19 protein-coding genes and 5 pseudogenes are annotated in these 23,140 nt (G+C 69.3%); 17 read left to right on the forward strand and 7 right to left on the reverse strand.

Annotated elements, in window-relative coordinates:
* Window positions 1-41 precede the first annotated feature (41 nt).
* Window positions 42-1,070 (forward strand): CocE/NonD family hydrolase, encoded by a 1,029-nt coding sequence (locus tag AB0N06_RS33180; RefSeq protein WP_366138405.1) that lies wholly within the window; start codon window positions 42-44, stop codon window positions 1,068-1,070.
* Between the two features lie 414 nt (window positions 1,071-1,484).
* On the opposite strand, the gene AB0N06_RS33185 is transcribed toward AB0N06_RS33180, so the two are convergent.
* Window positions 1,485-3,701, reverse strand: coding sequence for a S8 family serine peptidase (locus AB0N06_RS33185; protein WP_366138406.1), 2,217 nt, complete (start codon window positions 3,699-3,701; stop codon window positions 1,485-1,487).
* A gap of 234 nt (window positions 3,702-3,935) precedes the next feature.
* Here AB0N06_RS33185 and AB0N06_RS33190 point away from each other — a divergent pair, with 234 nt between their 5' ends.
* Complete coding sequence (locus tag AB0N06_RS33190) at window positions 3,936-4,187, forward strand: helix-turn-helix domain-containing protein (RefSeq protein ID WP_366138418.1); 252 nt, start codon at window positions 3,936-3,938, stop codon at window positions 4,185-4,187.
* Here AB0N06_RS33190 and AB0N06_RS33195 read toward each other — a convergent pair.
* The 3 genes and pseudogenes from AB0N06_RS33195 to AB0N06_RS33205 form a co-directional block, all read right to left on the reverse strand.
* A pseudogene (locus tag AB0N06_RS33195) lies at window positions 4,108-4,791 on the reverse strand (response regulator transcription factor); the annotation flags it as partial. The gene AB0N06_RS33190 and the pseudogene AB0N06_RS33195 overlap by 80 nt on opposite strands.
* Before the next feature lie 323 nt (window positions 4,792-5,114).
* Window positions 5,115-7,460 carry an FtsX-like permease family protein gene (locus AB0N06_RS33200; RefSeq protein WP_366138407.1) on the reverse strand — a complete coding sequence of 782 codons (2,346 nt, stop codon included), beginning with the start codon at window positions 7,458-7,460 and terminating at the stop codon, window positions 5,115-5,117.
* A pseudogene (locus AB0N06_RS33205) lies at window positions 7,457-7,822 on the reverse strand (ATP-binding cassette domain-containing protein); the annotation flags it as partial. The gene AB0N06_RS33200 and the pseudogene AB0N06_RS33205, both read right to left, overlap by 4 nt.
* Before the next feature lie 138 nt (window positions 7,823-7,960).
* On the opposite strand from AB0N06_RS33205, the gene AB0N06_RS33210 reads away from it, so the two are divergent.
* From AB0N06_RS33210 to dpgB, 8 genes and pseudogenes are all read left to right on the forward strand, one after another.
* A complete protein-coding gene (locus AB0N06_RS33210) occupies window positions 7,961-8,413 on the forward strand; it encodes a cold shock domain-containing protein (protein WP_366138408.1) in 453 nt (150 codons plus the stop codon).
* Window positions 8,414-8,661: 248 nt separating this feature from the next.
* Window positions 8,662-9,303, forward strand: a complete 642-nt coding sequence (locus tag AB0N06_RS33215) for a hypothetical protein (RefSeq protein WP_366138419.1) — start codon at window positions 8,662-8,664, stop codon at window positions 9,301-9,303.
* 77 nt (window positions 9,304-9,380) lie between these two features.
* Window positions 9,381-10,247 carry an MBL fold metallo-hydrolase gene (locus AB0N06_RS33220; RefSeq protein WP_366138409.1) on the forward strand — a complete coding sequence of 289 codons (867 nt, stop codon included), beginning with the start codon at window positions 9,381-9,383 and terminating at the stop codon, window positions 10,245-10,247.
* 38 nt (window positions 10,248-10,285) lie between these two features.
* A complete protein-coding gene (locus AB0N06_RS33225) occupies window positions 10,286-11,548 on the forward strand; it encodes an alpha-hydroxy-acid oxidizing protein (RefSeq protein WP_366138410.1) in 1,263 nt (420 codons plus the stop codon).
* Between the two features lie 160 nt (window positions 11,549-11,708).
* Complete coding sequence (locus AB0N06_RS33230) at window positions 11,709-11,966, forward strand: alpha-hydroxy-acid oxidizing protein (protein WP_366138420.1); 258 nt, start codon at window positions 11,709-11,711, stop codon at window positions 11,964-11,966.
* A pseudogene (gene dpgA / locus AB0N06_RS33235) lies at window positions 11,927-12,775 on the forward strand (3,5-dihydroxyphenylacetyl-CoA synthase DpgA); the annotation flags it as partial. The gene AB0N06_RS33230 and the pseudogene dpgA, both read left to right, overlap by 40 nt.
* 17 nt (window positions 12,776-12,792) lie before the next feature.
* Window positions 12,793-13,203 (forward strand): hypothetical protein, encoded by a 411-nt coding sequence (locus tag AB0N06_RS33240; RefSeq protein ID WP_366138423.1) that lies wholly within the window; start codon window positions 12,793-12,795, stop codon window positions 13,201-13,203.
* A complete protein-coding gene (dpgB, locus tag AB0N06_RS33245; RefSeq protein WP_366138421.1) occupies window positions 13,101-13,442 on the forward strand; it encodes an enoyl-CoA-hydratase DpgB in 342 nt (113 codons plus the stop codon). Before AB0N06_RS33240 ends, dpgB begins: the two co-directional genes overlap by 103 nt.
* Before the next feature lie 110 nt (window positions 13,443-13,552).
* On the opposite strand, the gene AB0N06_RS33250 is transcribed toward dpgB, so the two are convergent.
* A complete protein-coding gene (locus AB0N06_RS33250; protein ID WP_366138411.1) occupies window positions 13,553-13,789 on the reverse strand; it encodes a hypothetical protein in 237 nt (78 codons plus the stop codon).
* Between the two features lie 100 nt (window positions 13,790-13,889).
* Here AB0N06_RS33250 and AB0N06_RS33255 point away from each other — a divergent pair, with 100 nt between their 5' ends.
* Window positions 13,890-14,123, forward strand: a complete 234-nt coding sequence (locus AB0N06_RS33255) for an enoyl-CoA hydratase-related protein (protein WP_366138412.1) — start codon at window positions 13,890-13,892, stop codon at window positions 14,121-14,123.
* A 271-nt stretch (window positions 14,124-14,394) separates the two neighbouring features.
* On the opposite strand, the gene AB0N06_RS33260 is transcribed toward AB0N06_RS33255, so the two are convergent.
* Window positions 14,395-15,726, reverse strand: coding sequence for an endonuclease domain-containing protein (locus AB0N06_RS33260; protein ID WP_366138413.1), 1,332 nt, complete (start codon window positions 15,724-15,726; stop codon window positions 14,395-14,397).
* 1,151 nt (window positions 15,727-16,877) lie between these two features.
* Here AB0N06_RS33260 and AB0N06_RS33265 point away from each other — a divergent pair.
* The gene (locus AB0N06_RS33265; protein ID WP_366138414.1) at window positions 16,878-17,555 is read left to right on the forward strand and encodes an HdeD family acid-resistance protein; all 678 of its coding nucleotides are present in this window, start codon (window positions 16,878-16,880) and stop codon (window positions 17,553-17,555) included.
* A gap of 572 nt (window positions 17,556-18,127) precedes the next feature.
* Here the strand turns inward: AB0N06_RS33265 and AB0N06_RS33270 are convergent.
* Window positions 18,128-18,684 (reverse strand): annotated as a pseudogene (locus tag AB0N06_RS33270) (VOC family protein); the annotation flags it as partial.
* On the opposite strand from AB0N06_RS33270, the gene AB0N06_RS33275 reads away from it, so the two are divergent.
* The 5 genes and pseudogenes from AB0N06_RS33275 to AB0N06_RS33295 form a co-directional block, all read left to right on the forward strand.
* Window positions 18,638-19,063: a cupin domain-containing protein gene (locus AB0N06_RS33275; RefSeq protein WP_366138415.1), complete on the forward strand. Its 426-nt coding sequence runs from the start codon at window positions 18,638-18,640 to the stop codon at window positions 19,061-19,063. The pseudogene AB0N06_RS33270 and the gene AB0N06_RS33275 sit on opposite strands and share 47 nt — an antisense overlap.
* Window positions 19,064-19,749: 686 nt before the next feature.
* Complete coding sequence (locus AB0N06_RS33280; RefSeq protein ID WP_366138416.1) at window positions 19,750-20,967, forward strand: MFS transporter; 1,218 nt, start codon at window positions 19,750-19,752, stop codon at window positions 20,965-20,967.
* Between the two features lie 76 nt (window positions 20,968-21,043).
* Window positions 21,044-21,336, forward strand: a pseudogene (locus tag AB0N06_RS33285) (transposase family protein); the annotation flags it as partial.
* Between the two features lie 227 nt (window positions 21,337-21,563).
* Complete coding sequence (locus AB0N06_RS33290) at window positions 21,564-22,142, forward strand: GNAT family N-acetyltransferase (RefSeq protein WP_366138417.1); 579 nt, start codon at window positions 21,564-21,566, stop codon at window positions 22,140-22,142.
* 863 nt (window positions 22,143-23,005) lie between these two features.
* The coding region (locus tag AB0N06_RS33295) for a transposase (protein ID WP_366138422.1) at window positions 23,006-23,140 on the forward strand (135 nt) is incomplete at its 3' end.

Genomic DNA, 23,140 nt, shown 5'->3' on the forward strand with positions numbered 1-23,140 from the left:
CAAACTTGAGCCTAGACACCTCAAGGATCACAGGAAGCGGCGTGTTTCACGTATCAGACCAGGTCACAGCACCCACACATGCGGCAGGAGAGCCCGATTTCGCCTCCCGCGCCGCCGGATCCCAGACGCCGCTGTTCGTCACGTCGGGCTTCATCGAGGACAACACCAAGCCCGAGCAGATGCAGAAGTACCTGGCCAACCATCAGGGTCCGCAACGCGGTTGGATCGGTCAGTGGGAACACGTGCGCGGTAACGAGACCAATGCCAGGGGCCGGCTCAAGATGGGACGGGCGGGCTGGTTCGACGAGGTGATGCGGTTCTACGACCAGTACCTCCGCGGCATCGAACCGTCGGTGACCGACCCCGCGTTCTCCCTCGAGGACAGCCTCGGCCACTGGCGCGCCGAGCCGACCTGGCCGGTGACCAACGACGCGTACCAGGTGCGGCTGGCTCCCGGTCAGTACGTCGACGACGGCGGCAAGGCACAGAAGGCCGCCCCGTCGATGACGGCGCCGGAGTCTCAGGGCTGGGACATCGAGTACGCGGCGGAGGTCGGCTCGCTGACGACTGACCAGACGAGTGCGATCAGCGCCGACGCACCCGCCAACAGTTACTGGACCTGGTCCACGCCCGCCGCTGAGCGGGTGCGGATCACGGGCAGCCCGGAGATCACGCTGAAGACCAGGGGCCAGGGCAACGTCTGGGCACGACTGTGGGACGTCGCTCCGGACGGCAAGGCGACGATGTTCAACGAGAACGTCGCGCTGCTGGAAAGCAGCGGATCGACCTCCTTCGCCCTGAAGGCGACGGACTGGACCTTCGAGCAAGGGCACCAACTGGCGGTCCAGATCGGAACGATCACCTCAAACGGCTGGCGGAGCGTTCCCTCCGGTGAGACGATCACGGTTTCCGACGCGCGGCTCGCCCTCGAGGTGCAAGACCCGCGGTTCGACTCGCCGACCCAGGGTGACCGTTCGCCGTACCTGGACACGTACGTGAAGGCGAACACCACCACGCTGAACAACGTCGGCACCCCCACCTTCCCGCTGAGCATCTCAAAGAACGGATGACCTAGCGGCTGCCTGGCACCCGCCTAGGCAGGTGCCAGGCAGCGTGGCGTAGCGCGTGGCGACGTAGATCAAGGTTCAGGCTGCCTGGAACGCCGATGCCCGGGAGGAGTGGCAGGCCGCACTGGACTGGCTCCAGCGCCACTCGTTGCCTGTCGGCGAGTTGGAGGAGCCGGACCTACCTGCCCTGCTCCGCAGGGGTTCGTTTGGATACCCCGGCCTGAAGGCCGGGGTATCCACGAAGAAATCTGATGAAGAGACGAGCACGGCAACCTTGCGGATCTTGAAGCTTGGACACCTCCGTGATCCACATGTGCCGTGCTCGTTTGAGTTTTCCCCTCCCAGCCCGCCCTGATGAAAACGGGCGAAGCGACTCTCCTCGGGGCCCTGAGCCGAGTTGAGTCAACGGGTCACGGATTACTGCCCGTTGTCCGACATCGTGTCCATGACGGTCAGCGTCATGCTGTTGTTCTTGTAGGACACCCGGAACAGGTAACCGCCCACGTTCAGGGCCCGGTTCTCCGGCAGCGCGTGGAAGGCGCCCTTGATCGAGCTACCGCTCATGATCGTGAACACGGTGCCCGGGGTCAGCTTGCCCCGCACATCCAGGTCCAGCTCACCGTCCAGCACCAGGTTCCCCGCCGCCCGGACGCTCGTGTAGTCCCGGTCGCCGGAGATCGTGACGGCAACGCGACCCTGCTTGCCGATGGTCGCGTTCCCGCCGATGTTCAGGACATTGCCTGCGGCGCCGGAAGCGCCAGTGATCTGCGCGGCCTCGTCGGCCATGAGACCGGGCCGCAGCACGCCGCGGCCGACGTTGATGCTGTCACCCACGGTGCCGCTGCCGCCGAGCGTTCCGCCGCGCACGTCGACAGCGCTCGCGTGCGAGCCGACGACCGAGAGTTTGCCGTCGAGGACGGTACTCGTCCCGTGCCAGGTCTCGCTGCCGGTGAGGAACAGGGTGCCGGCGCCGCGCTTCGTGAGGCTGCCCTCGTAGGCGCGGGCCTCACGTGCCTGCTCACGGCGGACCCCGATGGCGTAGTCCGACTTGTCGGCGTCGCTCGCGTCGGCCGGCAGGCCGTTGGTCCAGCCCTTGGCGGCCTTGGTCGCCGCCCAGGCGGCCGCCTCGGCGGCGTCCTCCTGCTGGCGGGCCCGGATCGCGACGTCCGAGATGTCGTTCGACCACACGTCGTCGCGCCCCTGCGTGTCGACGACGAACGGCCCCAGGAACTGGCCCGGGCCGTTCATGGCCTCCCGCAGGCTGACCGTGCCCCAGCCATTGCGGCTGTCCGGCACCTGCACGATCTGGCCGCCGGTGGGGTTCAGCACGGCGTTGCCCGCCGCGTCACTGATCGTGTTGTTCTGCCGGCCGGTGGTGAACATCGTGGAGAGCGCCTGCTCGTTGGTCATGTACGGGAAGCGCTGCATGATCAACGACAGTGCGGCCGCCGAGTGCGGGCCGGCCATCGACGTCCCCGACGCACTGCCGTAACGGGGCTCGGGCACGCCGTTGACGACCGACACGGTCGTGCTGTTGATGCTGTTGGCCGGCGCCGTCACGCAGGACCACTTCGCGACGCCGCACTGGTTGAACGTCTGCTGGCCGGGGACCAGCACGGAGCCGTCAGGGTTGAACGTGCGCCCCTGGGTGGGGTTGATCCCCGACGTCGTGTACCAGCTGCCCTCCAGCTCGGGCATGAAGTACGGCGCGGCGCCTCGCGGCGACGGGTTCACGTAGCCGCTGTTACCGGCGGTGAACTGGATGACCGTGCCGGTACGCGCGGCCTCGATGGCACCGTTCAGCCAGTGGGTGGCGCTGCCGTTCGCGTCGACGACTCCGTCCGGAGTGGACCAGAGGCGCCATGCCGTGTTCAGACCGAAGCCCGCCGGGCTGCCGGGCGGCGTGTCATACGTGTTGTAGTTTTCCGTTTTGGGCTGGCTACCCCAACTGCTGGTGATGATCTTGATGGGCTCGCCGTTCGCCGTCTTGGCGGAGTTCACGGCCCGGTAGACATTGCCGATGTAGGCGTCGTCCGGCGTCTGCGCGGCGGTCGCGTTCGACGGCAGGAGACCGTAGAGCACGCCGTCCGTCTTGCCGGTGTTGCCCGTGTACACGTTGCTGTTGAACGCGACGCCGTGCATGTTGGCATCCTGCCCGGCCGGTTGCGTCTCGCCGACGCCGTCGCGGCTCGCACCGATGGTCCCGCTGACGTGGGTGCCGTGGCTGTCGTTGAACGCCGGGTTGTAGAATCCCGGCGTGGGGCCCGTCTGGCCGCCCTGGGCCTCCACTGAGAAGTAGCGGTCCCCGACCGCGTAGTTCGTGTCCAGGCTTCCGTGCTCCCGGACGTGCCCGGCGAAGACGCCCGAGTCGACGACGCCGATGTTCATCCCGGTGCCGGAGTAGCCGGCTGCGTAGGCGAATTCGGCTCCCATCGACACCAGGCCGGCGTCCCGGTTGAACTCAGGGGTACGCCAGCTCGCCGCGTCGTCGAGCCGGCCGGGATCTCCCTCGTAGGTCTTGATCGGTGGTGGCACGGGCGCCTGCCCCATCGCCGGCTGTGCGGCGACGCCGAGCACCACTATCGGTATCAGCGCTGCGATCAGCGCCGGCTTCACGCGTTGTATGTTCGGCACTTCGACCCCTTCCAAGATCGATTGCGCCGGATGCTATTCCTCCTTCAGGAGCGGATCAAGGCGTCTGCGGACACGTTATTTATCTACGTTGGAAGTACTGACGTCGGCTCGTTGGGGTGAACCTTCTCGAAGTCCCCGCCGCGTTAGCCGTGTTGGCTGTATTCCGTGGTAGGTGAGGTACGCGGTTGGGGGCAAGCTGACCGCTGCGGGCCGGATGCGCCGTGGTCGGTGCGGATGCAGGCGGCCGAGTTGTTCGAGCAGGGAATCAAGCCGTTGGAGGTGGCACGGCGCCTGCGGGTGAGCGGGAAGTCGGCCTACCAGTGGCAGCAGTTGTGGCGGGAGGGCGGTGCGCCGGCGCTGGCCTCCCGTGGCCCGAGCGTGCCGGCCCGGAGGCCGGTCCCGCACAGCGGTCTCCCGGTGCGACGAGCCCCGTCTCGTAGGCGAGGACGACGGCCTGGGCGCGGTCGCGCAGGGAGAGCTTGGTGAAGATCCGGGTCACATGGGTCTTCACCGTGGCTTCGGAGCGTCAGTTCACGCGCCAGCTCGGCGTTGGACAGTCCGTGGCCCATCAGCGTCAGCACCTCGAGCTCACGCGGTGTCAGCGCGACGAGGTCCCGGTGGGTGGCTGGGACCGTGGCACCCCGGACGCGCTGGGTGCCGCTGCCGCCGCCGCTGGCGCTGCCGGGCGCGGCGAAGCGCTCCACCAGTCGGCGGGTGATCGACGGCGAGAGCAGTGCGTCACCGGTGTTCACCAGACGGACCGCGGCGGCGAGATGCTCGGGAGTGACGTCCTTCAGCAGGAACCGCTGGCACCGGCGGCGAGGGCGGCGTAGACGTAGTGGTCGAGGTCGAAGGTGGTCAGCATGATGACCCGGCAGTCCGGAGACTGGGCGATGATCCGGCGGGCGGCCTCAAGCCCGTCCATCTGCGGCATGCGGATGTCCAGCAGCCCGACATCGGGACGCAGTTCACGCACCGCCGCCACCGCTTCCGCGCCGTCGGACGCCTCGCCCACCACATCGATCCCACGGACTGTCAGGATCAGGCGGAAGCCGGTGCGGACCAGCTCCTGGTCGTCCGCGATCACCACGCGCGGGGCGGGCTCGGGGGGGGGGGGGCAGGGGGGGGCACGGCCGGTCCAGGGGGATGGGGGCGCGAACACGGGCGCGTCCAGCTCCTCGCAGCGGACGACCGGCGTCTGCCACACCCGGCCGGCCAGTCGCCGCCAGGCCCGGTCCACATCGTCGCGGCTGAGCATGCCCACCGGGGCTCCTCACTGTAGTGGTCCGGCGACAACGGCCGGAAAACGGCAGGGAGTTGCAAAAGCACGTCATCCTCGCACGGGGGCTTCGGTCCGGTGGAGCGTTCAACCCGGCGGCAGGCCGCCTGCCTCCAGGGCCTCACTGCCGCGGGTCACTCGTTGCGCAGGGCCTCCGAGATCGTCAGGCGTGCCGCCGACCGGGACGGGACGAACGCGCCCAGCAGCGCCAGCACGGTCCCGGCGAAGGCCAGCAGGGAGATCTCCCGCGCGTGCCACACGTCCATCAGGAAGGCGGGGAGGGCGATGTTGGCCGCCTCGCCCGCCATCGGCACGATCAGCCGGTGGGCGGCGACCCCCAGGGGAATGCCGATCAGCCCGCCGACCACTCCGAGCGCCGCCATGGACGTCAGCATCATGGCGATCATCTGACGGGGCGTCATGCCGATCGACTTCAGCATGCCCAGGTCACGGCGCCGTTCCCGGGTGTTGAGCACGACGGTGTTGAAGACGCCGAGCGCCGCCACCGTCCCCAGCACAAGGGTGAGGGTCGTCGCCAAGCTGATCATGGCCAGGGCGAAGGAGTTGTCCGAATCAGTGGATTCCTTCGGGTACAGGCCGGGGTCGGCGGATTTCACCGAGCCGAGGTAGCCGTCGACGTCCGTGCCCGGGTCCAGCTTGACCAGGTATTGGACCTGGATGGGCTTGTACGCCGGTGTGAGCGGGGTGAGCGTCTGCCATTCGGAGTAGAGGTTCGAGGTCTCGCCGGACATGGTCGCGCCGACGATCGTGACGCGGGTCCGCCGCCCGTCCTTCTCCAGCGTGAGGTGGTCGCCGACGCTCAGGCCGCGCTCCTTCAGGAAGCCCGACGTGACGACCACTTCACCGGGCCTGTCCAGCCAGCGCCCCTTCACGATCTCCCGCTCGAAGCCCAGCGCCGACGACTCGCCCCGGAAGAACTGGCCCTCCACGCTCTCCGTGGACCCCACGAGCGACAGCGCGAGGGTCAGCCGGGCGGTCACCTCGGCCGTGCCGGGCTGCGCGCGCAGCAGCGCCTCCGTCACGGCGTCCCCCCGCTTCGACTCGACCCCCTCGACGGGGTTGCCCCGGTCCACGCTGACCTGGACGGCGCCCTTGTGGGCGGAGGTGTCCGCGTACTCCTCCACCGTCCTGACCAGTCCCGTCGCGAAGGTCACGGTGGTCACGCCGAGCACGATCGCCGCCATGGTCAGGCTCGTGCGGCCCGGGCGGGCGAACGGCAGGCCAAGCCCCAGGCTGACGGGGCGCGGCAGCCGGGTGCCGCCGAGCAGGCGCTGGACCCTCAGCCCGCGACCCATGCGCGGCGCGCTGCCGGCGCTGGTCGCCTCGGCCGCCGACAGCCGGTGGGCCCGCAGGGCGGGGACGAGCGCGGCGAGCACGACGACGACGGGCATCCCCAGCAGCGCGATCGTGTTCACCAGAGGGCTGACGCCGACGTTCCCCAGACCCATGCCCCTGAACGCGTTGACGAGCAGGGGCCGCGCCATGAGATTGCCCAGCCCGGCGCCCAGCACGCAGCCGGCGATCGCGGGGACGGACACCATCACCAGATAGATCGCCACGACTTCGTGCGGGGTGACGCCCAGGGCCTTGAGGGTGCCGATGTGCCGGAACCCCGACACGACCGCGCCGCTGATCACGTTGGCGACGATCAGGAGCGCGGACAGGAGCCCCAGGCAGCCGAAGACCATCAGGAAGGGCACGTACGCGCCCAGCCCGGACGCCACTTCACGCTTGATGGCGAGATACGAGTTGGAGCCGAGGAACGAGTCCCGCGGCAGACCCTCGCCGACCGAGGCCAGGCCGGCCTTGACCGCGGAGTCGCTCCCGGCGGACGAGAAGCGGTACAGCATCTGGGACGTCGTCGGTCCCAGGCCGGCGATCTGCTCCGGCGACACCCAGGCGTCGGGCGTCTTGCTCAGGCTGTAGGCGTACCCGACGACGGTGAGCGTCGGCATGCCGGGGATCTCGAGCTTCTCGCCGACCGGTAGCGGATCCTCCTTCGGGCCGAAGGGCAGCGCGCTCTGCGACGGCGGGTACTGGCGCAGGACGATCTCGCCCGGCGCGGTCGCCCAATGCCCCTGCCACAGATCCAGACGGTCCACGTCTCCGCCCGGGTCCGCGCGGCCCACCACCTTCTGGGGGCCCCGCACCATGCGGGACACGCCCTCGGGGATGTTCAGCACGGCCTGCTCGAAGGGGCCCGCGACGGCCTCTACCCCGGGCCGGCGCGCCGCCCGCCTCAGCTGGTCGTCGGACACCTTGTCACGGTCGAAGGCCGCGACGGCGTGCGGGCCGCGCTGCTGGGCGAATCCACGGTCGAACGGCGCCGAGGCCGACTCCAGCAGCCCCAGTGCGACCACGATCGACATGGTGGAGAACAGGATGACGACGCCGATGACGACGGTCTGGAGCCGCCTGCGCCGCACGGCCGCACGTGCGACCCGCCATACAGCCTTCATGCGCTCCGCTCCAGAGTCCGCTCGCGGGCCACCCGGCCGTCGGCGACCTCGATCACCCGGCTGGCGCACCGCGTGGCCAGCCGTTCGTCGTGCGTCACCATGAGCAGCGTCTGCCCGAGCTGGTTCAGGTCGAGCAGCAGATCCATCACATGCTCGCCGGACCGGCTGTCCAGAGCGCCCGTCGGCTCGTCGGCGAGCAGCAGGGCCGGCCGGTTCATCAGGGCACGGGCGACGGCCACGCGCTGGCGCTCGCCGCCGCTGAGCGCCGCCGGGTAGATGTCCTTGCGGTCGGCGATGTCCAGCTCCTCGAGGAGGGCCAGTGCGCGCTGGCGTGCCTGCCTGGCCGGGGTCCCGGTCAGCTGCCCGGCGGCTCCCGGCCGCATCACCCCGGGGATGTAGGTCCGGCGACGGAGCATACCTCGCGGGATGGATCCGGCGGAGCTACGATCCGGCGAGTGTTGTCCGGGCAAGGGGCCCGGTCCTGTTGGGGGTTGGTTGGCATGGTTGCCGGACGTGTTGTGCGGTTCGACGGAAACCGGGGTTACGGGTTCATCGCTCCCGAGGCGGGCGGCGAGGACGTCTTCCTGCACGTGAACGACCTGCTCATACCCGAGTCGTACCTGCGCCCCGGGCTGGAGGTCGAGTTCGAGGTGGAGGAGGGGGACCGCGGGCCGAAGGCCTCCTCCGTGCGGCTCGCGCATGGGGCCGAGGCGCCGCCAGCCGTCCCGGCGCCGGCCCGGTCCGCGGCCGCTCCCGCGGCGTCGTCCACGCCCTCGGCGAGGAACTCGGCCACGGAGGACCCGACGTGCGACGTGCTCGATGCGGAGGAGTTCTCCAGGGAAGTCACCGAGCTGCTTCTGAAGGCCGGCCCGCGCCTGACCGCAGAACAGATCCTGGAGATCCGGAACGAGTTGCTGAAGTTCGCCGAGAGCCACGGCTGGACCGAGGACTGATAGCGCGCCGCACTGCGCGGCAAGAAGTGACAACGGAATAGCCCGCGGTGCCCGACGGCGCCGTTCAACTGCGGTGGTGCGTCAGCTGAACGGCGCCGTCGCAATTCCCACGGGGTTTTTCGGGTTGCTCTGCACACCGGCCGCACGTCATATTGCTGCGGGCAAGCACGGCCTTTGCCGAGGCGCGTGATCGCGACGGTGCCCTTGTCTCCAGATTTCGCTCGGTCATCCAGGAAGGTGGGGTACATATGGCTGATGAGCCGTTGTTTCTTCGGTCGAAGGCGATAGTCGAGCCGCTGGTGGACCGCTTTTACGCGTGGTTTCACACTGTTGCTCCGGTACAGGCGTCGATGAATCTGGCATTTCTGCAGGTGCCGATGCTCGAGTCCTATCTGCAGTCGCCGCAGGTGCATATCGCAGCCAGCCACAATCCGGAACTGCGCGGCGGCTTCTTCGTCAACATCGGCGAGGAGCAGAGCGACCAGGTGCGACAGCTCCTCGACGACATCATGCGGGACCGGGCCGACATGCTGCGGCTCGCCGACGCGATCGCCCAAGGCCAGGAGCTGCTGCGGGCGAACGCCACCGGCTTCGACCTCACCCCGCTGTACCCGAAGCTGCCCGCCGAACTCGGCGGACTGGTCGAGCTTGCGTACGACACCGACAACCAGGCGGCGGTACGGTTCATCGAGCCGCTCGTCTACCAGAGCCCGGTGTACACCGAGGCCAGGCAGTCGGTGCAGCTGTCGCTGGAGCCGGGCGTGGAGCGGCCGTTCATCCTGAGCACCCCGCGCCTACCCTCGCCGGACGTCCTGGAACTGCAGATCCCCTTCCGCCACCCCGGACTCGAGGCGCTGTTCAAGGCCCGGGTGAACCAACGACGACCCTGAGCCGGCTGCGTGAGGAACTGGAGCTGAACGACGCTCAGGCGGCGCAGCTCACCGGCCTGCTGAGCCCGACGCCGAGCGTGTCGAAGGACCGCCACATCGACGGCGGCGGCCGCATCCGCTACTTCGGCCACGCGTGCCTCGTCCTGCAGACGGCCGAGGGTGCGTTCGTCACCGACCCGTTCATACGCGCCGACAGCTCGGCGCAGGACCGCTACACCCTGGACGACCTGCCGGACTTCATCGACCTGGTGCTGATCACGCACGGGCACCAGGACCACATCGTCCTCGAGACCCTGCTGCAGCTGCGCGGCCGGATCGGGACGATCGTCGTGCCGCGCTCCTCCCGGGGCAACCTGGAGGACCCGTCGATCGGGTTGTACCTGAAGCAGCTGGGCTTCCCGGTCGTCGAGGCCGACGACTACGACGAGTTCCCCTTCCCCGGCGGCAAGGTGGTGGCGACCCCGTTCCTGGGCGAGCACTGCGACCTCGACATCCGCAGCAAGTCGACGTACTGGGTGGACCTGGCCGGCCGGTCGGCGTTCGTCGGGGCCGACTCCTCCGGGATCGACACGACGCTCTACCGCTACATCCGCGAGCACCTGGGCACGGCCGACATCGCCTTCCTGGGCATGGAGTGCGACGGCGCCCCGCTGACCTGGCTGTACCAGGCGCTGCTGACCAAGCCGGTCACCAAGAAGATGAGCAACTCGCGCAAGCTGTCCGGCTCGAACGCCGAGCAGGCCGCGGCGATCACGACCGAGCTGGGCGCCACCGAGGCGTATGTGTACGCCATGGGCGAGGAGCCCTGGCTGGGCCACGTCATGGCCACCACCTACAACGAGGACACGTACCAGATCAAGCAGATCGAGGAGTTTATGACCTGGTGCGCGGACCGCGAAATCAAGGCCGGCCACCTGTTCGGCCAGCAGGAATGGCGCTGGTGACCGGAGCTCAGTGACCGTCCGCCGTCGGGAGGCACGCCATGGCTGTGCGAGACATCGCGTATGTCGAGCTGTACACGAGCAACAGGAAGTCCGTCGCCGATCACTTCGCCTCGGCGATGGGGTTCGCGCGCACCGCGGACTGGGTGGGCGTCCACAGGAGTTCCGTACTGCTGCGGCAGGGGGAGGTGAGTCTCCTCATCACCACCGGCCCGGTGACCTGGAGATTTCTGGACACCTACGGGGACGGCATCGCCGATGTCGCCCTGGTGTGCGACGACGTCGGGGAAACCCTCGAAGCGGCGCTGGCGGCGGACGCGGTGACGGCCGACTCCCTTGGGGGAAACCCCGCCCTGTCGGGGGCGGGCGGTGTCGCTCACACCCTGCTCCCACCCGGAGGAGTCACCGCGAGTGGCCTGCCCTCGGGCCGCACCTGGGTGCCGGAACCGGGCGCGCCCCTCCGGCCGGAAGGCCCGATCCGGGGACTGGACCACGTCGGTCTGCGACCCGGAGCGGGCACGCCCGGCGCCTGTGCCGACTTCTACCGGGACGCCCTCGGTTTCTCCTGCCGCCCCTCCGGTCCTGCGGGAGGCCGGTGGGAGGAGCGGACGGACACGGCTGTCGTCCGCGTTCCTTCCGGGCGGGTGACCCTGGCCGTGGCCGACGGGGACCCGTACTTGGCGTTCCGCACCGACGGCTCCGTCCCCGCCGTCTGCACGTTTCCCGGCGGGGGAGTGGTGGAGAGCCACGAGGCCGTGAACGACGACCGAGTGGCGTACCGCGGCTCCGCCACCGGCCCGGCCGCCCGGCCCGCCCGGGACGACGCCCTTCAGGGCGCGGCACCGGACAAGGAGTGGGTCCCACAGGCGGACCGGGAGGCGTTCGCGCGCCTGCGACTGCGGCCCCGGCCCGTCACGGGCTTCGACCGCTACCTGTTCGCCGAGACCGAGACTCGGATCCTCGGCCGCACCTGGGCGGCCCCGGTCGTCGTGGTGTCCCCGGACGACCAGGACCGGGCCCAGCTTGACGGCGAGGTCGCCATGGTCGACGGCGAGGTCGTCATGGCCGCGGTCGCCGGGTCGGCCGGCCTGCCGCTCGTGGTGAGTGACGTCGCCGGGCGGAGGCTGCGGGACATCGTCGCGGCCGCCTCCGGGCCGCTCTGGCTACGGATCTCCCATGACCGCGGGGATCCCCCGAACCGCGAACTGATCCGTGAGGCGCAACGGGCCGGCGTCCAGGCGCTGGTCCTCGGAGCGGACGCCCCCAGCCGTACCGGGTCCTCGTCGAACGGGTGCGTGCCGTAAGCCCGTTGCCGCTCCTCCTGGAAGGCGTACTCACCGCCTCCGACGCCCGAAGGGCCGTCGAAGCAGGTGTGGACGGCGGCCGCCAGCCTGCAAGAAGCGCAGGGGCTTTACCGGGAGCTGGACAATCGCATCGGCGAGGTGAACATCCTGTCCGATCTGCATTGTCGTCTCCCACCGCGGGGACCGGCGGCCGGGTCCGGCCCCGGCCACCGTCGACGCACTTCCCCCGGTCGCGTCGGCGGTGGGCGGAGCCTGTCCCGTCCTCCTCGACGGGGGCGTCCGCGGCGGAGGCGACGTGCTGGCCGCCCTCGCACTGGGCGCCGACGCCGTACTGCTCGGACCTCCGGTGCTGCACGGCCTGGCCGTGGCGGGGCGACGGCCATCCGGATGGGGGCCGAGGCGCTGGAGGCCTGCCTGAAGCGGGCCGGTGCCGAACTCTCCGACCTGCGTCACCTGTGCTGCGTGACGTCCACCGGCTTCCTCACCCCCGGACTCAGCGCCCAGCTCATCCGGGAACTGGGCATCGACCGTCACTGCAGCCGCTCGGACATCGTCGGCATGGGCTGCAACGCCGGGCTCAACGCCCTCAACGAGGTGACCGGCTGGGCCGCCGCACACCCCGGCGAACTCGCCGTCGTGCTCTGCTCCGAGGCGTGTTCCGCTGCCTACGCCATGGACGACACGATGCGCACCGCCGTCGTCAACAGCCTCTTCGGCGACGGTTCTGGAGCCGTCGCGCTCACGGCGGACACCGGCCCCGGCGACGAGGCGGCGATCGCCCCCGAGGGGCCCCGCATCCTCAAGTTCGCGAGCTGCCTCATCCCCGACGCCATCGACGCCATGCGCTACGACTGGGACCGGGCGCAGGACAGGTTCAGCTTATTCCTCGACCCGCAGATCCCGTACGTGGTGGGCGCGCACGCCGAACTCGTCGTCGACCGGCTGCTGTCCGGGACCGGACTGCGCAGGAGCGACATCGAGCACTGGCTGGTGCACTCCGGAGGCAAGAAGGTGATCGACGCCGTCACCGTCAACCTCGGCCTGACCCGGCACGACCTGCGGCACATGGTCGGCGTCCTGCGCGACTACGGCAATGTGTCGAGCGGATCGTTCCTCTTCTCCTACGAACGGCTCCTCGACGAGGCAGTCACCCGGCCCGGTGAGTACGGCGTACTCATGACCATGGGGCCCGGCTCCACCATCGAAACCGCGCTGATCCAGTGGTGACGGGAACGGAGAGCAAGGTGCTCACCCTGACAATCAACGGAACCGAGCCCGTGTCGGCCACAGCGGTCAAGGCCGTGACGGCCGTCTGCGACCAGGCCGAGGACCGGCCCGGACCGGGCATCGTGACCGTGGAGGTCTCCGGCGCCCCCGCGGCGGGCTGGACCGGCGGCCTCGGCATCTCCCTGCTCACCAAGTGGGAGCGCGCGCTGCGCCGGCTGGAGCGGCTCCCGGTGGCCACCGCCGCGGTGGCCACCGGCGACCTCGGAGGCACGGCCCTGGAGGCGTTCCTGGCCCGGACGTCCGCGTCGCCACCCCCGGCACCCGGCTGCTCGTCCCGTTCGACGGCGAGGCCACCTGGCCCGGGATGGCCCTGTACCGGCTGGTCCAGCAGGCCGGAGCCGCACGCGTGCGGAGGGCGGTGCTGTTAGGTGCCTCGATCGACACTGCCGAAGCGCTGGCGCTCGGCCTCGTCGACGAACTGGCCGACGACCACGCCGCCGCGGCACGGCTCACGTCCAGCACGTCGGCACCGGCCGGCAAGGAGCTCGCCATCCGGCGTCAACTGCTGTTCGACGCGACGACGACCAGCTTCGAGCAGGCCCTCGGCGCCCATCTGGCCGCGGCCGACCGTGCTCTGCGCGGGGCAGCCGTGAAGGAGGCGTCGTGACCGCGACCGTCTCCGCCCGACAGGAGGCCCTCGACGTCTGGGCGGGCCTGGCCGACACCACCCGGCAGGTCGAGAAGGTGCTCCTGTCCCTGCCGTCGCCCGGTGCGCGGTCACCCGAGCAGCGCGCTGAGGCGGCGGCCGCCAAGGACACCTCCCGCGCGCTGCGCACCCGGTTCCTGGACGCCCACGCGGACGCCGTGTACGACGGGCTCACCGACGGCCGCACCCGCAGCCTGAAGATCGCCGAACTCGTCGAGGCCGCCGCGGCCGCTTTCCCGGGTCTGGTACCGACGGCCGCACAGCTCGCCTCGGAGCGCAGCCGGCCGCAGGCCGACAAGGAAGGCCACGAGATCGACCAGGGCATCTTCCTCAGGGCGGTCCTCGGATCGCCCTCGGCCGGCCCGCATCTGATGGACGCCATGCTCAGGCCCACTCAACGAGGTCGTGATGGCCGACCAGCTCGACCGCTGTGTCGAGGAATGGACGAACGACCTGGTCCGCAGCGCCCCGCTTGCGGTACGCGCCATCAAGGAAGCCACCCTCGCCTCCCTCGACATGCCGTTCGAGGAGGCGTTCACCGCCCGGTACACCTGGGAGGAGAAGCGCAGGGACAGCGACGACGCGGTCGAGGGCCCACGCGCCTTCGCGGAGAAACGCGACCCGGTCTGGTCCGGCCGCTGATCGCACCACCAGCCGCCGCCGAGGCCCTCGCAGGACCCCCGAAGGCTCCGGCGGCGCAGCGACCCGACAGCCAAGGCTGATCGGACGGAACGCGACGGTCCGTTGCAGTGACCCGTTCCCGGCACCCTCTGTGACAAGCAGCGCGCCGATCTTGTGACGCGCACTGCGCCGCGGCACTCTGCTGCGCATTTCGCTGGGGCGTGCGGGGTGACCGTGTTGGGGGCCGGCAGCTGCGAGGTGACGGTGAGGTGTCAGGTCTCTCGGTGCCCGCTCAAAACAGTGCCAGGTCCTCGCCGCTGGTGTCTGCGATGACTGGCCGGAACTGGGCAGGGAGGCCGTCCAGGCGGTCAGGACCGGCCGCGGCGGCCACGGCAGGGGCCGTCTCGGTCAACCAGGCACGAAACCGCTCGGCGGCTTCGCGGTAGGGGACTCGCGCCAGGACACGGTGCTCGCCGGATGGGCAGAAGTCGACGGCGACAGTGAGCAGACAGGAACGGGGCGAGTTCTGACTGCCCGTCCAGGACACGCGCAGGACACCGCAGGGCTTGCGCCCGCGGGCGGCGCGGTGGGTCGGGCGCAGCGATCGGCAGGCTATGTGGGCGGTCCATGCGGCGAGGTGCGGCAGGGGCAGGGTGGTGCGTGCGCGGCAGCCGGGGCAGCGGTGCCAGTGGCGGAGCCAGTCGTCGGTGTCGGTGTGGAAGAGGCGTGTGTAGCGGTTCGCCACGCGGATGTCATTGCTGTACAGGTGGTCGGGGCGTTCCTGTGTGTTGCAGGACTGGCAGACGGGGGCGCGGACGTAGCCGTGTTCGTGGCAGTGGTCGAGCACGGTGGCGGGCGCAGTGCGGCAGACGGCGCACGCCCACCCAGCCACCCTGCGGGAGGTACCGGGCTTCCTGCTGAGCACCGAATACAGCTGGCCTTCCAGCTCTTTGTTGTACGGACGCAGGGAGGCGGTGGGGCCCTCGGGGCTCGTCTTCTGCCGACGGCCGGCGTCTCGGGCCTGCCGGGGGTGGGAGGGCGGCTCGGTGACCGCTGTGCTTGCCTGGCGGGTCCGCGCGGCTTGCACCCACTGCGTTTCGGCGTGCTCGGCCGCGTCCAGCAGCCTGACCACAGCACGCGGCAGCCACCACGTGCGCTGCGTCCCGTCGCGGGTCTGCTCCACGAGTATCTGTCGCCAGTCGATCCCCGCCAGATGGTACGGCCGGCCGACTGCCCGCTCGGGGCCGCCCAGCTCCTGCAGTTCCCCCGTGATGCGCTGGCGCCAACGCAGCGGCGTTTGCTCGTTGCACTCCTGCCTCGGCGCCCCACGAAACGGACCGATGCGGACCAGGTCCTGCCGAGCCATCCCAACCGCGTTCAGTTCCGCGGCCGCCCGGCGCACCTCAACCTCCGGAACACTCCACTGACCGTTGCTCACCCTCACCGTCGCCACCACATGGCTGCCGAGCAGGACGTACCTCACCTGGGCACGGGCAGGAGAGCAGGTGAATGCCCCGGAAGCCGTCGGCACAGCACTGTCGGCCGTCAAATCGACCCACAGAGCGTCCGCGGCAACCAGGGTGATCAGGCCGTCCGTGCGGCTCGGCATGACACGCTCTGACATACCGACAGGCTAACGGCTTGCAACGCGGCATTCGAAGGGCCAGCGAACGGGAGACAGCGGGGGCCACGATCGAACTCACCATGGATGCCACGGGGCAGGCCTGCTACCGCTTGGAATCCCGCCGTTGCACGAGGTCGCGGCGACGCTGCTCACGTGGGGCCTGCGCGCGGCCCTGCACCCGGGTTCGAACACCGATCCGTGGGTCGCGCGTGCCCGGCGCGTGCTTCGCCGGGCACGGCTGCCGCTGCTGTCGGAGCTGGCCCCGGACGGCGGCGGCCATGTGCCGGATTTCCTCAGTCCGCACCCGTCCGGGCCCGCTCCCGCCCTCGAGGAGGAACTGGAACCGGTCCGTTCCACTCCGCCCGGAAGTGTCCTGAGCGAGCTGAAGGCCTTGCGCGACGGCCGCTCGTGCAACGTCCTGGCCGGACCGGAGCTGCTCCCGGAGGTACAGGGGGCGATGGCCCGGGGCGGCGGGCATGTCGGCCAGCAGCGCCGCAGAGGAACTGCGGCGCTACGGGGACCTGGCCTTCACCCTGCACTGGGAGGCCGCGAGGAGCGCCCCGAAACGGAAGCCGAACGGTGCGCCGGCGTACTGGCGTGGTGCGCCGAACTCTTCGACTTGCTGCACCCCGGCATCCGGTGGGCCGACGCACACTGCGCGTGGAGAGCGGGTTCACGGTGGCGCTGGCCGTGCCCCTGGTGGTCGCGGTGCCGTCGCTGGTGGCGCCGTGGCAGCGGACCGGTACGGGGCGGTCGTAGGCCGCCCTTGCCGAACTACCCCGCGCGTGACAGGGCCGCGGCGCCGACCGCCCCCTCCGCCGAGCCGGCCAGTCTGCTCGGCCCCACCCGCGCCGGGCTGCTCGCGGCGCCGGCGCGACCGGCTTCCACCGCACGGCTCGCGGCAGGTCACTTCCTCAGTCCCACCACAGTGTCGTACCACCTGGGCGTGCTGGACCGAGCGGGTCCCGTCGCCCGCGCCCGGTCCAGATGGGCGGTGCTCTGTCGCCGCATGCCCGCGGGTTCCCGGCTGACAGGAACCGGTTGGACACGGCCCGTTCGCCGGCCCCGTTCACCGGGCCACGTGCCTCCGCCGTCAGCCGAGTGGACCGGCGAAGGTGGCGGGGCGCCCGTGCCCGGTACAAGCATGGATCATGACCGACGCACCGAGCGGCTCCCCCCGGGGACCGGAATACAACGACCGCCATGCCCATGCCGCGGGTGACGTGCATGCGCCGAAACCGCCCTCGGGCTACATGGAGCCACCCTTCGAGGGGTTCCTGCACCACCTCTCCCGCACCGCCTGGCAGGTCGTCCTGATCACCGGCATCGCCTCCCTGATCCTTGGGATCGTGATCCTGGCCTGGCCGGGCCCGTCCCTGCTGGTCGCGGGGATCCTCTTCGGCATCTACCTTATTCTCAGCGGCGCGCTCCAACTGGCGGCCGCCTTCGGCACGCACAAGGCGACTTCGCTGCGTGTCCTGGCCTTCATCAGCGGCTCCCTGTCGATCCTGCTGGGCCTGTTCTGCTTCCGGGGTCGCTTGGAGTCGATCCTGCTGCTCGCGTTGTGGATCGGCATCGGCTGGCTGATCCGCGGAATCACCCATACTCTGGCCGCCGTTCACGACCCCACCATGCCCGCGCGCGGCTGGCAGGCCTTCCTCGGCGTCGTCACCTTCATCGCGGGGATCGTGCTGATCATCTCGCCGTTCAACTCGATCGCCGTGCTCACCCTGGTCGCCGGCTGGTGGCTGGTCGCGGTCGGCATCGTCGAGATCGTAACGGCGCTCCGGCTCCACGGCCGTGCGCAGCGGATCCCGCGCACGGCATGAACCCTGTGCAGTGCGTCAACTTCGTGCCATACAGATAGCCGAGAGGGCGGTTTTCGGGGTCGACACGCTGAACGGTGCGCGAGGCTGGCAGATGCCCCATTGCGAGCCCAACCCCGCAGCACCCACGTATCGCTCGTCGGTATGCCTGGCCGCGGCTGCGTCTGGTGCTCGCCGCGCTGGTGCTCGCCGCCGGTGCGCACGCGGAGGCGGCGGAGGGCGACCGTCCCGTGGCGGCCGGACCATGGAGCGGAGCGTCGGTCGTGCGACCTGTTTCTCGATGAGCAGTGCCAGCGTGGGCGGCAGGAGGACGGGGGACGGCGTCCCCGGCCGAGTGCCCGGCCGAGTGCCCGGCCGTGTGGGCTGTCCAGGGTGGTCGAAGGCCAGCACGTAGCGCCGTCGTAGGCGCCGGGGACGTACGGGCACCGGTGCCTACGACGGCCCGCTCGTGGCCTTCCTGGCATCCAATGACGCGCGCTGGATCACCGCGGGCACCATCCCGTCTCCGGCGGCATGCGCTGACGCCAGGCGGTCTTCGCCGCTGACCCGAAAACGGCCGGAGCCGTTGTTCAAGATCAGCGAGGGGTGAGGAGGCAGAACTCGTTGCTTTCCGGGTCGGCCAGAACCGTCCAGGAGATTGCGGACTGGTCGATACCGGGGTCGGTGGCGCCCAGGGCGCGCAGTCGGGCTTCCTCTGCTGCCAGGTCGTCACCGGGTAGGGGCAGACGTCGAGGTGGACGCGGTTCCACACGCTCTTGGTGTCGGGGGTGCGGAGGAACTCCAGGTAGGGGCCGACGCCTTTGGCGGAGCGCATGGCCGCGTGGTCGTCGGTGACCTCGTGCACCGTCCAGTCCATCGCCTTGCCCCAGAACCGGGCCATCCCTCGTGGGTCGGTGCAGTCGACCACCACCGCGGCGATCGGCCCGGTGACCCGGTAGATCGGACGGGGCTCCAGGACGCAGAACTCGTTGCCCTGCGGGTCGGCCATGACCGTCCAGGGGACGTCGCCCTGACCCACGTCGGCGAGCGTCGCGCCGAGATCCTTCAGACGCGCGACCAACTCCTCCTGATGGGCGGTCGAGGTGGTGGCCAGATCAAGGTGCACCCGGTTCTTCACAGTTTTGGGTTCCGGCGAGCGCTTCACTGGCGACGTCTACCTCAACATGATCGAGACCCCCGCCGAGCCGGCCCGCCTGGCGACCGCCCTGGTCCGCTTCACCCCCAGTGCCCGCACCAACTGGCACTCCCACGCCAACGGCCAGACCCTCTACGTCACCGATGGTGTCGGCCTCGTCGGCTCCCGTGACGGCGACGTCGTACGCGTCAGCGCCGGACAGACCGTCAAGTGCCCGCCCGGTGAGGAGCACTGGCACGGCGGCACCGACACCGCCCTCATGGCGCACATCGCCATGGTCGTCGGCGATGCCGACGGCGACGGCACCACCTGGCTGGAACCCGTGACCGACGAGCAGTACGCCGCAGCTCTCGCCACCGCCACCGCCACCCGCTGAGGGCCGCTGGGACGGTTGGAGCTGAGCCTGTCCAGGTGAGGGGCGACCGTGCCCCTCACCTGAACTCGTACGGACCGAGAGTCCCGGTCCTGCCCCATGGACCGGGATGCTGATCCACTCGTCGCAGCCCCTGCTGATCGGGCCGTCATCTTTCCGATGACGCATCATGTGGAGTGAGCCTTTTCCAACCTCATGCTGACGCGTGGTGAAGGACGAGAGCGGCCTGGATGATCGCGGTGCGGGCGAGGCCCACAGCAGCCGCCCGAAGGGATCCGGGCAGCGAGTCGTCCGGTCAGGTACCGCAGGGTGCGACTGGGCAGGTCGATCGACGACGGGTAAACAAGCACGCGAAGCTCCTGGTGGCTGCGGACGATCGTGGTCGAGAACTCGTCTACCAGGAGCTTCGCCGTTTCGTAGATCCGTCCAACACGCGGCCAGAACCGTCAGGTTAGAGAAGGCTCAGGGGCCAGGGTGCGCTGTGGTCCTTGGGGCACCCCACTCCAGGCTCTGCAGCAGTTCTCTGAGCTGCCGCAACACGGGACGGTGCGACTCCATGAGCGGACTGCGGCCACCCCTCACTGGTTGGGGCTGATTGTTGGTGTCGGGAATCTGCCAGAGGATGGTGCCCGTTCCTGCTGGACTAGTGGACACACTCTGAATGTGATGTCCAACTCAGGACGGGATTCATGTCCACAGCAACCACCGCTGCTGTCCAAGCTCCTGCACCGCCGGATCGCTCGGCTTTGGTTTCCTGGCTGGCTGTGATTTCGGTGATGCTGGGGATCTTTTCGATCGTCACCACTGAAATTCTGCCGATCGGCCTGCTGACCTCGATCGGATCGAGTTTCACCATCTCGGACGGAATGGCTGGTCTCATGGTGACCATGCCAGGATTCCTGGCCGCAGTTTCAGCCCCCTTGGTCACGGTGGCCACGGGGCGTATCGACCGGCGGGTCATGCTGGGTGTGTTCATCCTCTTGCTGGCGCTGGCCAATTTCCTGGCCGCCATCGCGCTGAACTATTGGCTGGTCCTGGTTTCCCGCGTCATGGTGGGGGTCACCATCGGCGGCTTCTGGTCCATCGGAGCCGGGCTCGCCGGCCAGTTGGTGCCTGCCAAATCCGTGGGCCGCGCGACCTCGGTGATCTTCTCTGCGGTACCGCTCGGCTCCGTACTCGGGGTACCGCTGGGCACGTTCATCGGTGACATCGCGGGCTGGCGGACGGCGTTCCTGGTCATGGGCGGCTTCACGCTGGCCGTCCTCGCCCTGCTGTTCCTGGTCGTCCCGCCGCTCCCCTCCGACCAGGCGACGCGCCTCGACGTCCTCGGCGGCATGCTCCGGAGCGTCAACACCCGCTTCGCCCTGTTGATGACCTTCCTCGTCGTGCTCGCTCACTTCGGCACGTACACGTACGTCACCCCCTTCCTGGAGCAGGTGACCCATGTGAGTTCGGCTCTCATCACGGTCTATCTGCTCGTCTACGGAGCAGCCGGAATCGCCGGCAACTTCCTCGGCGGATCAACTGTGGGGCGCTATCCGCGAGCGACTTTCGCCGCGGCCGCCGCGTTGATCGCCGGTGCGACCCTGCTCCTCCCGGTCCTCGGCCGGTCGGACGTGGGAGCGGTAACGCTGCTGATCGTCTGGGGCGTCGCGTACGGAGCCGTGCCGGTCTGCTCGCAGACCTGGTTCGCCAAGGCTTCGCCCGACTTCCCCGAGGCGTCCTCTGTCCTCTTCACCGCCTCCTTCCAGGCCACCATCTCCATCGGAGCCCTGGTCGGAGGGGCCGTCCTCGACCACTCCTCGCCCTCGACGGTCATGGTGCTGGGCGGATTGGCAGCTGTCCTGATGGTGCTGGTGCCCTGGTCCCACTGGGCGGGGAGGTTCCCCTGGCCCAAGGCTTCATAGCCACACCGTGTCAGGTACAGCCATCCTCCTCGGCACGTGCCCCACAGCGTTTGCCTTCTCGTTGGGTCGCGCCGCCTCCGATCCCTTCGGGCGGCTGCTGTGGGCGTCGCCCGCATTGCCTGGCTCCACCCACGACCTGACCGTCGCCCCCCCACGGCATCGTCGAGGCACTCACCGTGGCCGGCCTCAAGTGCTGGGCCGAAAAAGGCATATCAGGGCGCCGGCGGTTCCATCCGGGTGCCCTTCCGGGGCCGTCGTCTCAAGCGGTGGCAGCGGTGGCACAACAGCACGCACACGAAGATCCGCTGCCTCGGCGAGCAGGCCATGGCCACGCTGAAGGGCCGGCGCCTCCTACGGAAGGTCCGCTGCAGACCTTGGGGCTGCGGCTCTGTTGGATTGGCCGCAGCCGCCTGCTCCGAGCTGACGGTCCCACCTGGCACAGGTTGTAACGACCGTCCACGGGCGTCCAGCTACGCCCTCTGGGGGCGCTCGGGCGCGCCGACGAGCGGACACGTCTGCCAGCCGGCCGAGAAAACCCGTTGCGAGGGACCCACATCGGATGTCTGATTGATCGGCCACCGATCAGGGGAGGGAACATGAGGACGTCGCTGCTCACCCCCTCGTTGCACACCGCTCGCCTTCGACTGCGTGCCTTCGAAGACGCGGATGCGAACGACCTCTTCGCGCTGCACAGCAGCGCCTACGTGCTGCGCTACTGGGACGCGCCACCGTGGAGCGAACGCGTGCGCGCGGAGAAGTTCATCACGGCTTGCCGGCAGATGGCACAGGAGGGCACCGGGGCGCGGCTGGCCGTAGATCGTGTCTCCGACGGGGCGTTCATCGGCTGGTGCAGCCTGAGCAGGTGGAATCCGGACTACCGCAGCGCGTCGCTTGGCTACTGCTTCGACGATGCAGCGTGGGGCCACGGCTACGCGACCGAGGCCGCGCGCGTTCTGCTGCGGTGGGCATTCGACACGCTGGACCTAAATCGCGTCCAAGCTGAGACCGATACGCGCAACGTGGCTTCTGCCCGCGTGCTGGAGAAGCTCGGCTTCGTACGTGAAGGGACGTTGCGGGAAGACTGTGTCGTCAACGGCGAGGTCTCTGACTCGTGGGTCTACGGGCTGATCAGGCGGGAGTGGCAGCCGTCGTCCGAGCCGGTTCCCGCCCACTGAGTTCCGTGGCTTTCCGACGGGACATTCGTGGCCGTTGGTGAGCAAGGCCATTTCATGGGTGGGGATGTGAGGCAGTGGCCGACGAGGTGACCTTCACCGGTCAGTCCGGCAAGACATGGCGATACTGGGAGAGCAAGCTGCTCGGGGAGCCGGGTGGCTTTGGTGGCGTCTCCGAGGCTGAGGGGCCGGACGGGTCGCCCATGGCGGTCAAGGTGGTCAAGAAGCAGCGCCCGTCTGGTGCGCTCCTGCGACGACATCGTGCTCAAGAACCTCATCGGTCGGCTCCTTGCCAAGCGTCCTGAAGATCGCCCGCAGGATGCTCGTGCCGTGCTTGACCGGATTCGTACGCATGTTGCGTTCCCATATAAAACGGCTCGACGTGGCACCTGACGGTTGACCTTTCCGGAACCAGGCTGGCAACTACGTGGACGCTGGCGCCTACGGCATCACGAGGGCGCGGGAACGGAATACGCCCTGACTCGTACTGAGCGCGCTTCTCGCCTGGTCAAGCGGCCTTACGACCTCCGGCACGCCGCGATCTCGTTCTGGCCCTACTACGGAGTGGACCCGGCCGAGTGCGCCCGCCGCGCCGGCCAGAGCATCGAGGTTCTCTTTCGCCACTACGCCAAGTTCCTTGACAGCCTTCGAGAGCAGGCGAACCGCCTCATCGAGCAGTCCATGAACGAGTGGCAGCGCGTCAGCCAAGGTGACGTACCCGAGGGCTGAACCGGGGGGTCCGTGACTGGTCCGGAAGTGCTTCTTTCCACGCAGCTGACAGGACCCTAATAGGGCTTTGTTAGGTACCCCGGATGATCAAGCAGGAGTAGGGTTGTGATCTTCTTTCAGGTGTGACTCCTGAGGAGATGGAAGAGGTCCGTCCGCGCCTGGAGGCGTTCGCGGCTCAGATGCTCGGCTCGCTGGCCCGTCGGGACCAGCGGGCCAAGGGTGAGCTGTATCTGCGTGGGCTGATGCTGGACGGCAAGCGCAAGTCCATGCAG

The organism is Streptomyces sp. NPDC051020 (assembly GCF_040683105.1).
Taxonomy (GTDB): Bacteria; Actinomycetota; Actinomycetes; order Streptomycetales; family Streptomycetaceae; genus Streptomyces.

What these genes read in the sequence shown, in the direction of transcription:
- AB0N06_RS33190 (WP_366138418.1), top strand. Translation starts at nt 3,936, where the DNA reads ATGCAGGCGGCCGAGTTGTTCGAGCAGGGAATCAAGCCGTTGGAGGTG.
- AB0N06_RS33200 (WP_366138407.1), bottom strand. Translation starts at nt 7,460, where the DNA reads ATGAAGGCTGTATGGCGGGTCGCACGTGCGGCCGTGCGGCGCAGGCGG.
- AB0N06_RS33210 (WP_366138408.1), top strand. Translation starts at nt 7,961, where the DNA reads ATGGTTGCCGGACGTGTTGTGCGGTTCGACGGAAACCGGGGTTACGGG.
- AB0N06_RS33215 (WP_366138419.1), top strand. Translation starts at nt 8,662, where the DNA reads ATGGCTGATGAGCCGTTGTTTCTTCGGTCGAAGGCGATAGTCGAGCCG.
- AB0N06_RS33225 (WP_366138410.1), top strand. Translation starts at nt 10,286, where the DNA reads ATGGCTGTGCGAGACATCGCGTATGTCGAGCTGTACACGAGCAACAGG.
- AB0N06_RS33255 (WP_366138412.1), top strand. Translation starts at nt 13,890, where the DNA reads ATGGCCGACCAGCTCGACCGCTGTGTCGAGGAATGGACGAACGACCTG.
- AB0N06_RS33260 (WP_366138413.1), bottom strand. Translation starts at nt 15,726, where the DNA reads ATGTCAGAGCGTGTCATGCCGAGCCGCACGGACGGCCTGATCACCCTG.
- AB0N06_RS33265 (WP_366138414.1), top strand. Translation starts at nt 16,878, where the DNA reads ATGACCGACGCACCGAGCGGCTCCCCCCGGGGACCGGAATACAACGAC.
- AB0N06_RS33280 (WP_366138416.1), top strand. Translation starts at nt 19,750, where the DNA reads ATGTCCACAGCAACCACCGCTGCTGTCCAAGCTCCTGCACCGCCGGAT.
- AB0N06_RS33290 (WP_366138417.1), top strand. Translation starts at nt 21,564, where the DNA reads ATGAGGACGTCGCTGCTCACCCCCTCGTTGCACACCGCTCGCCTTCGA.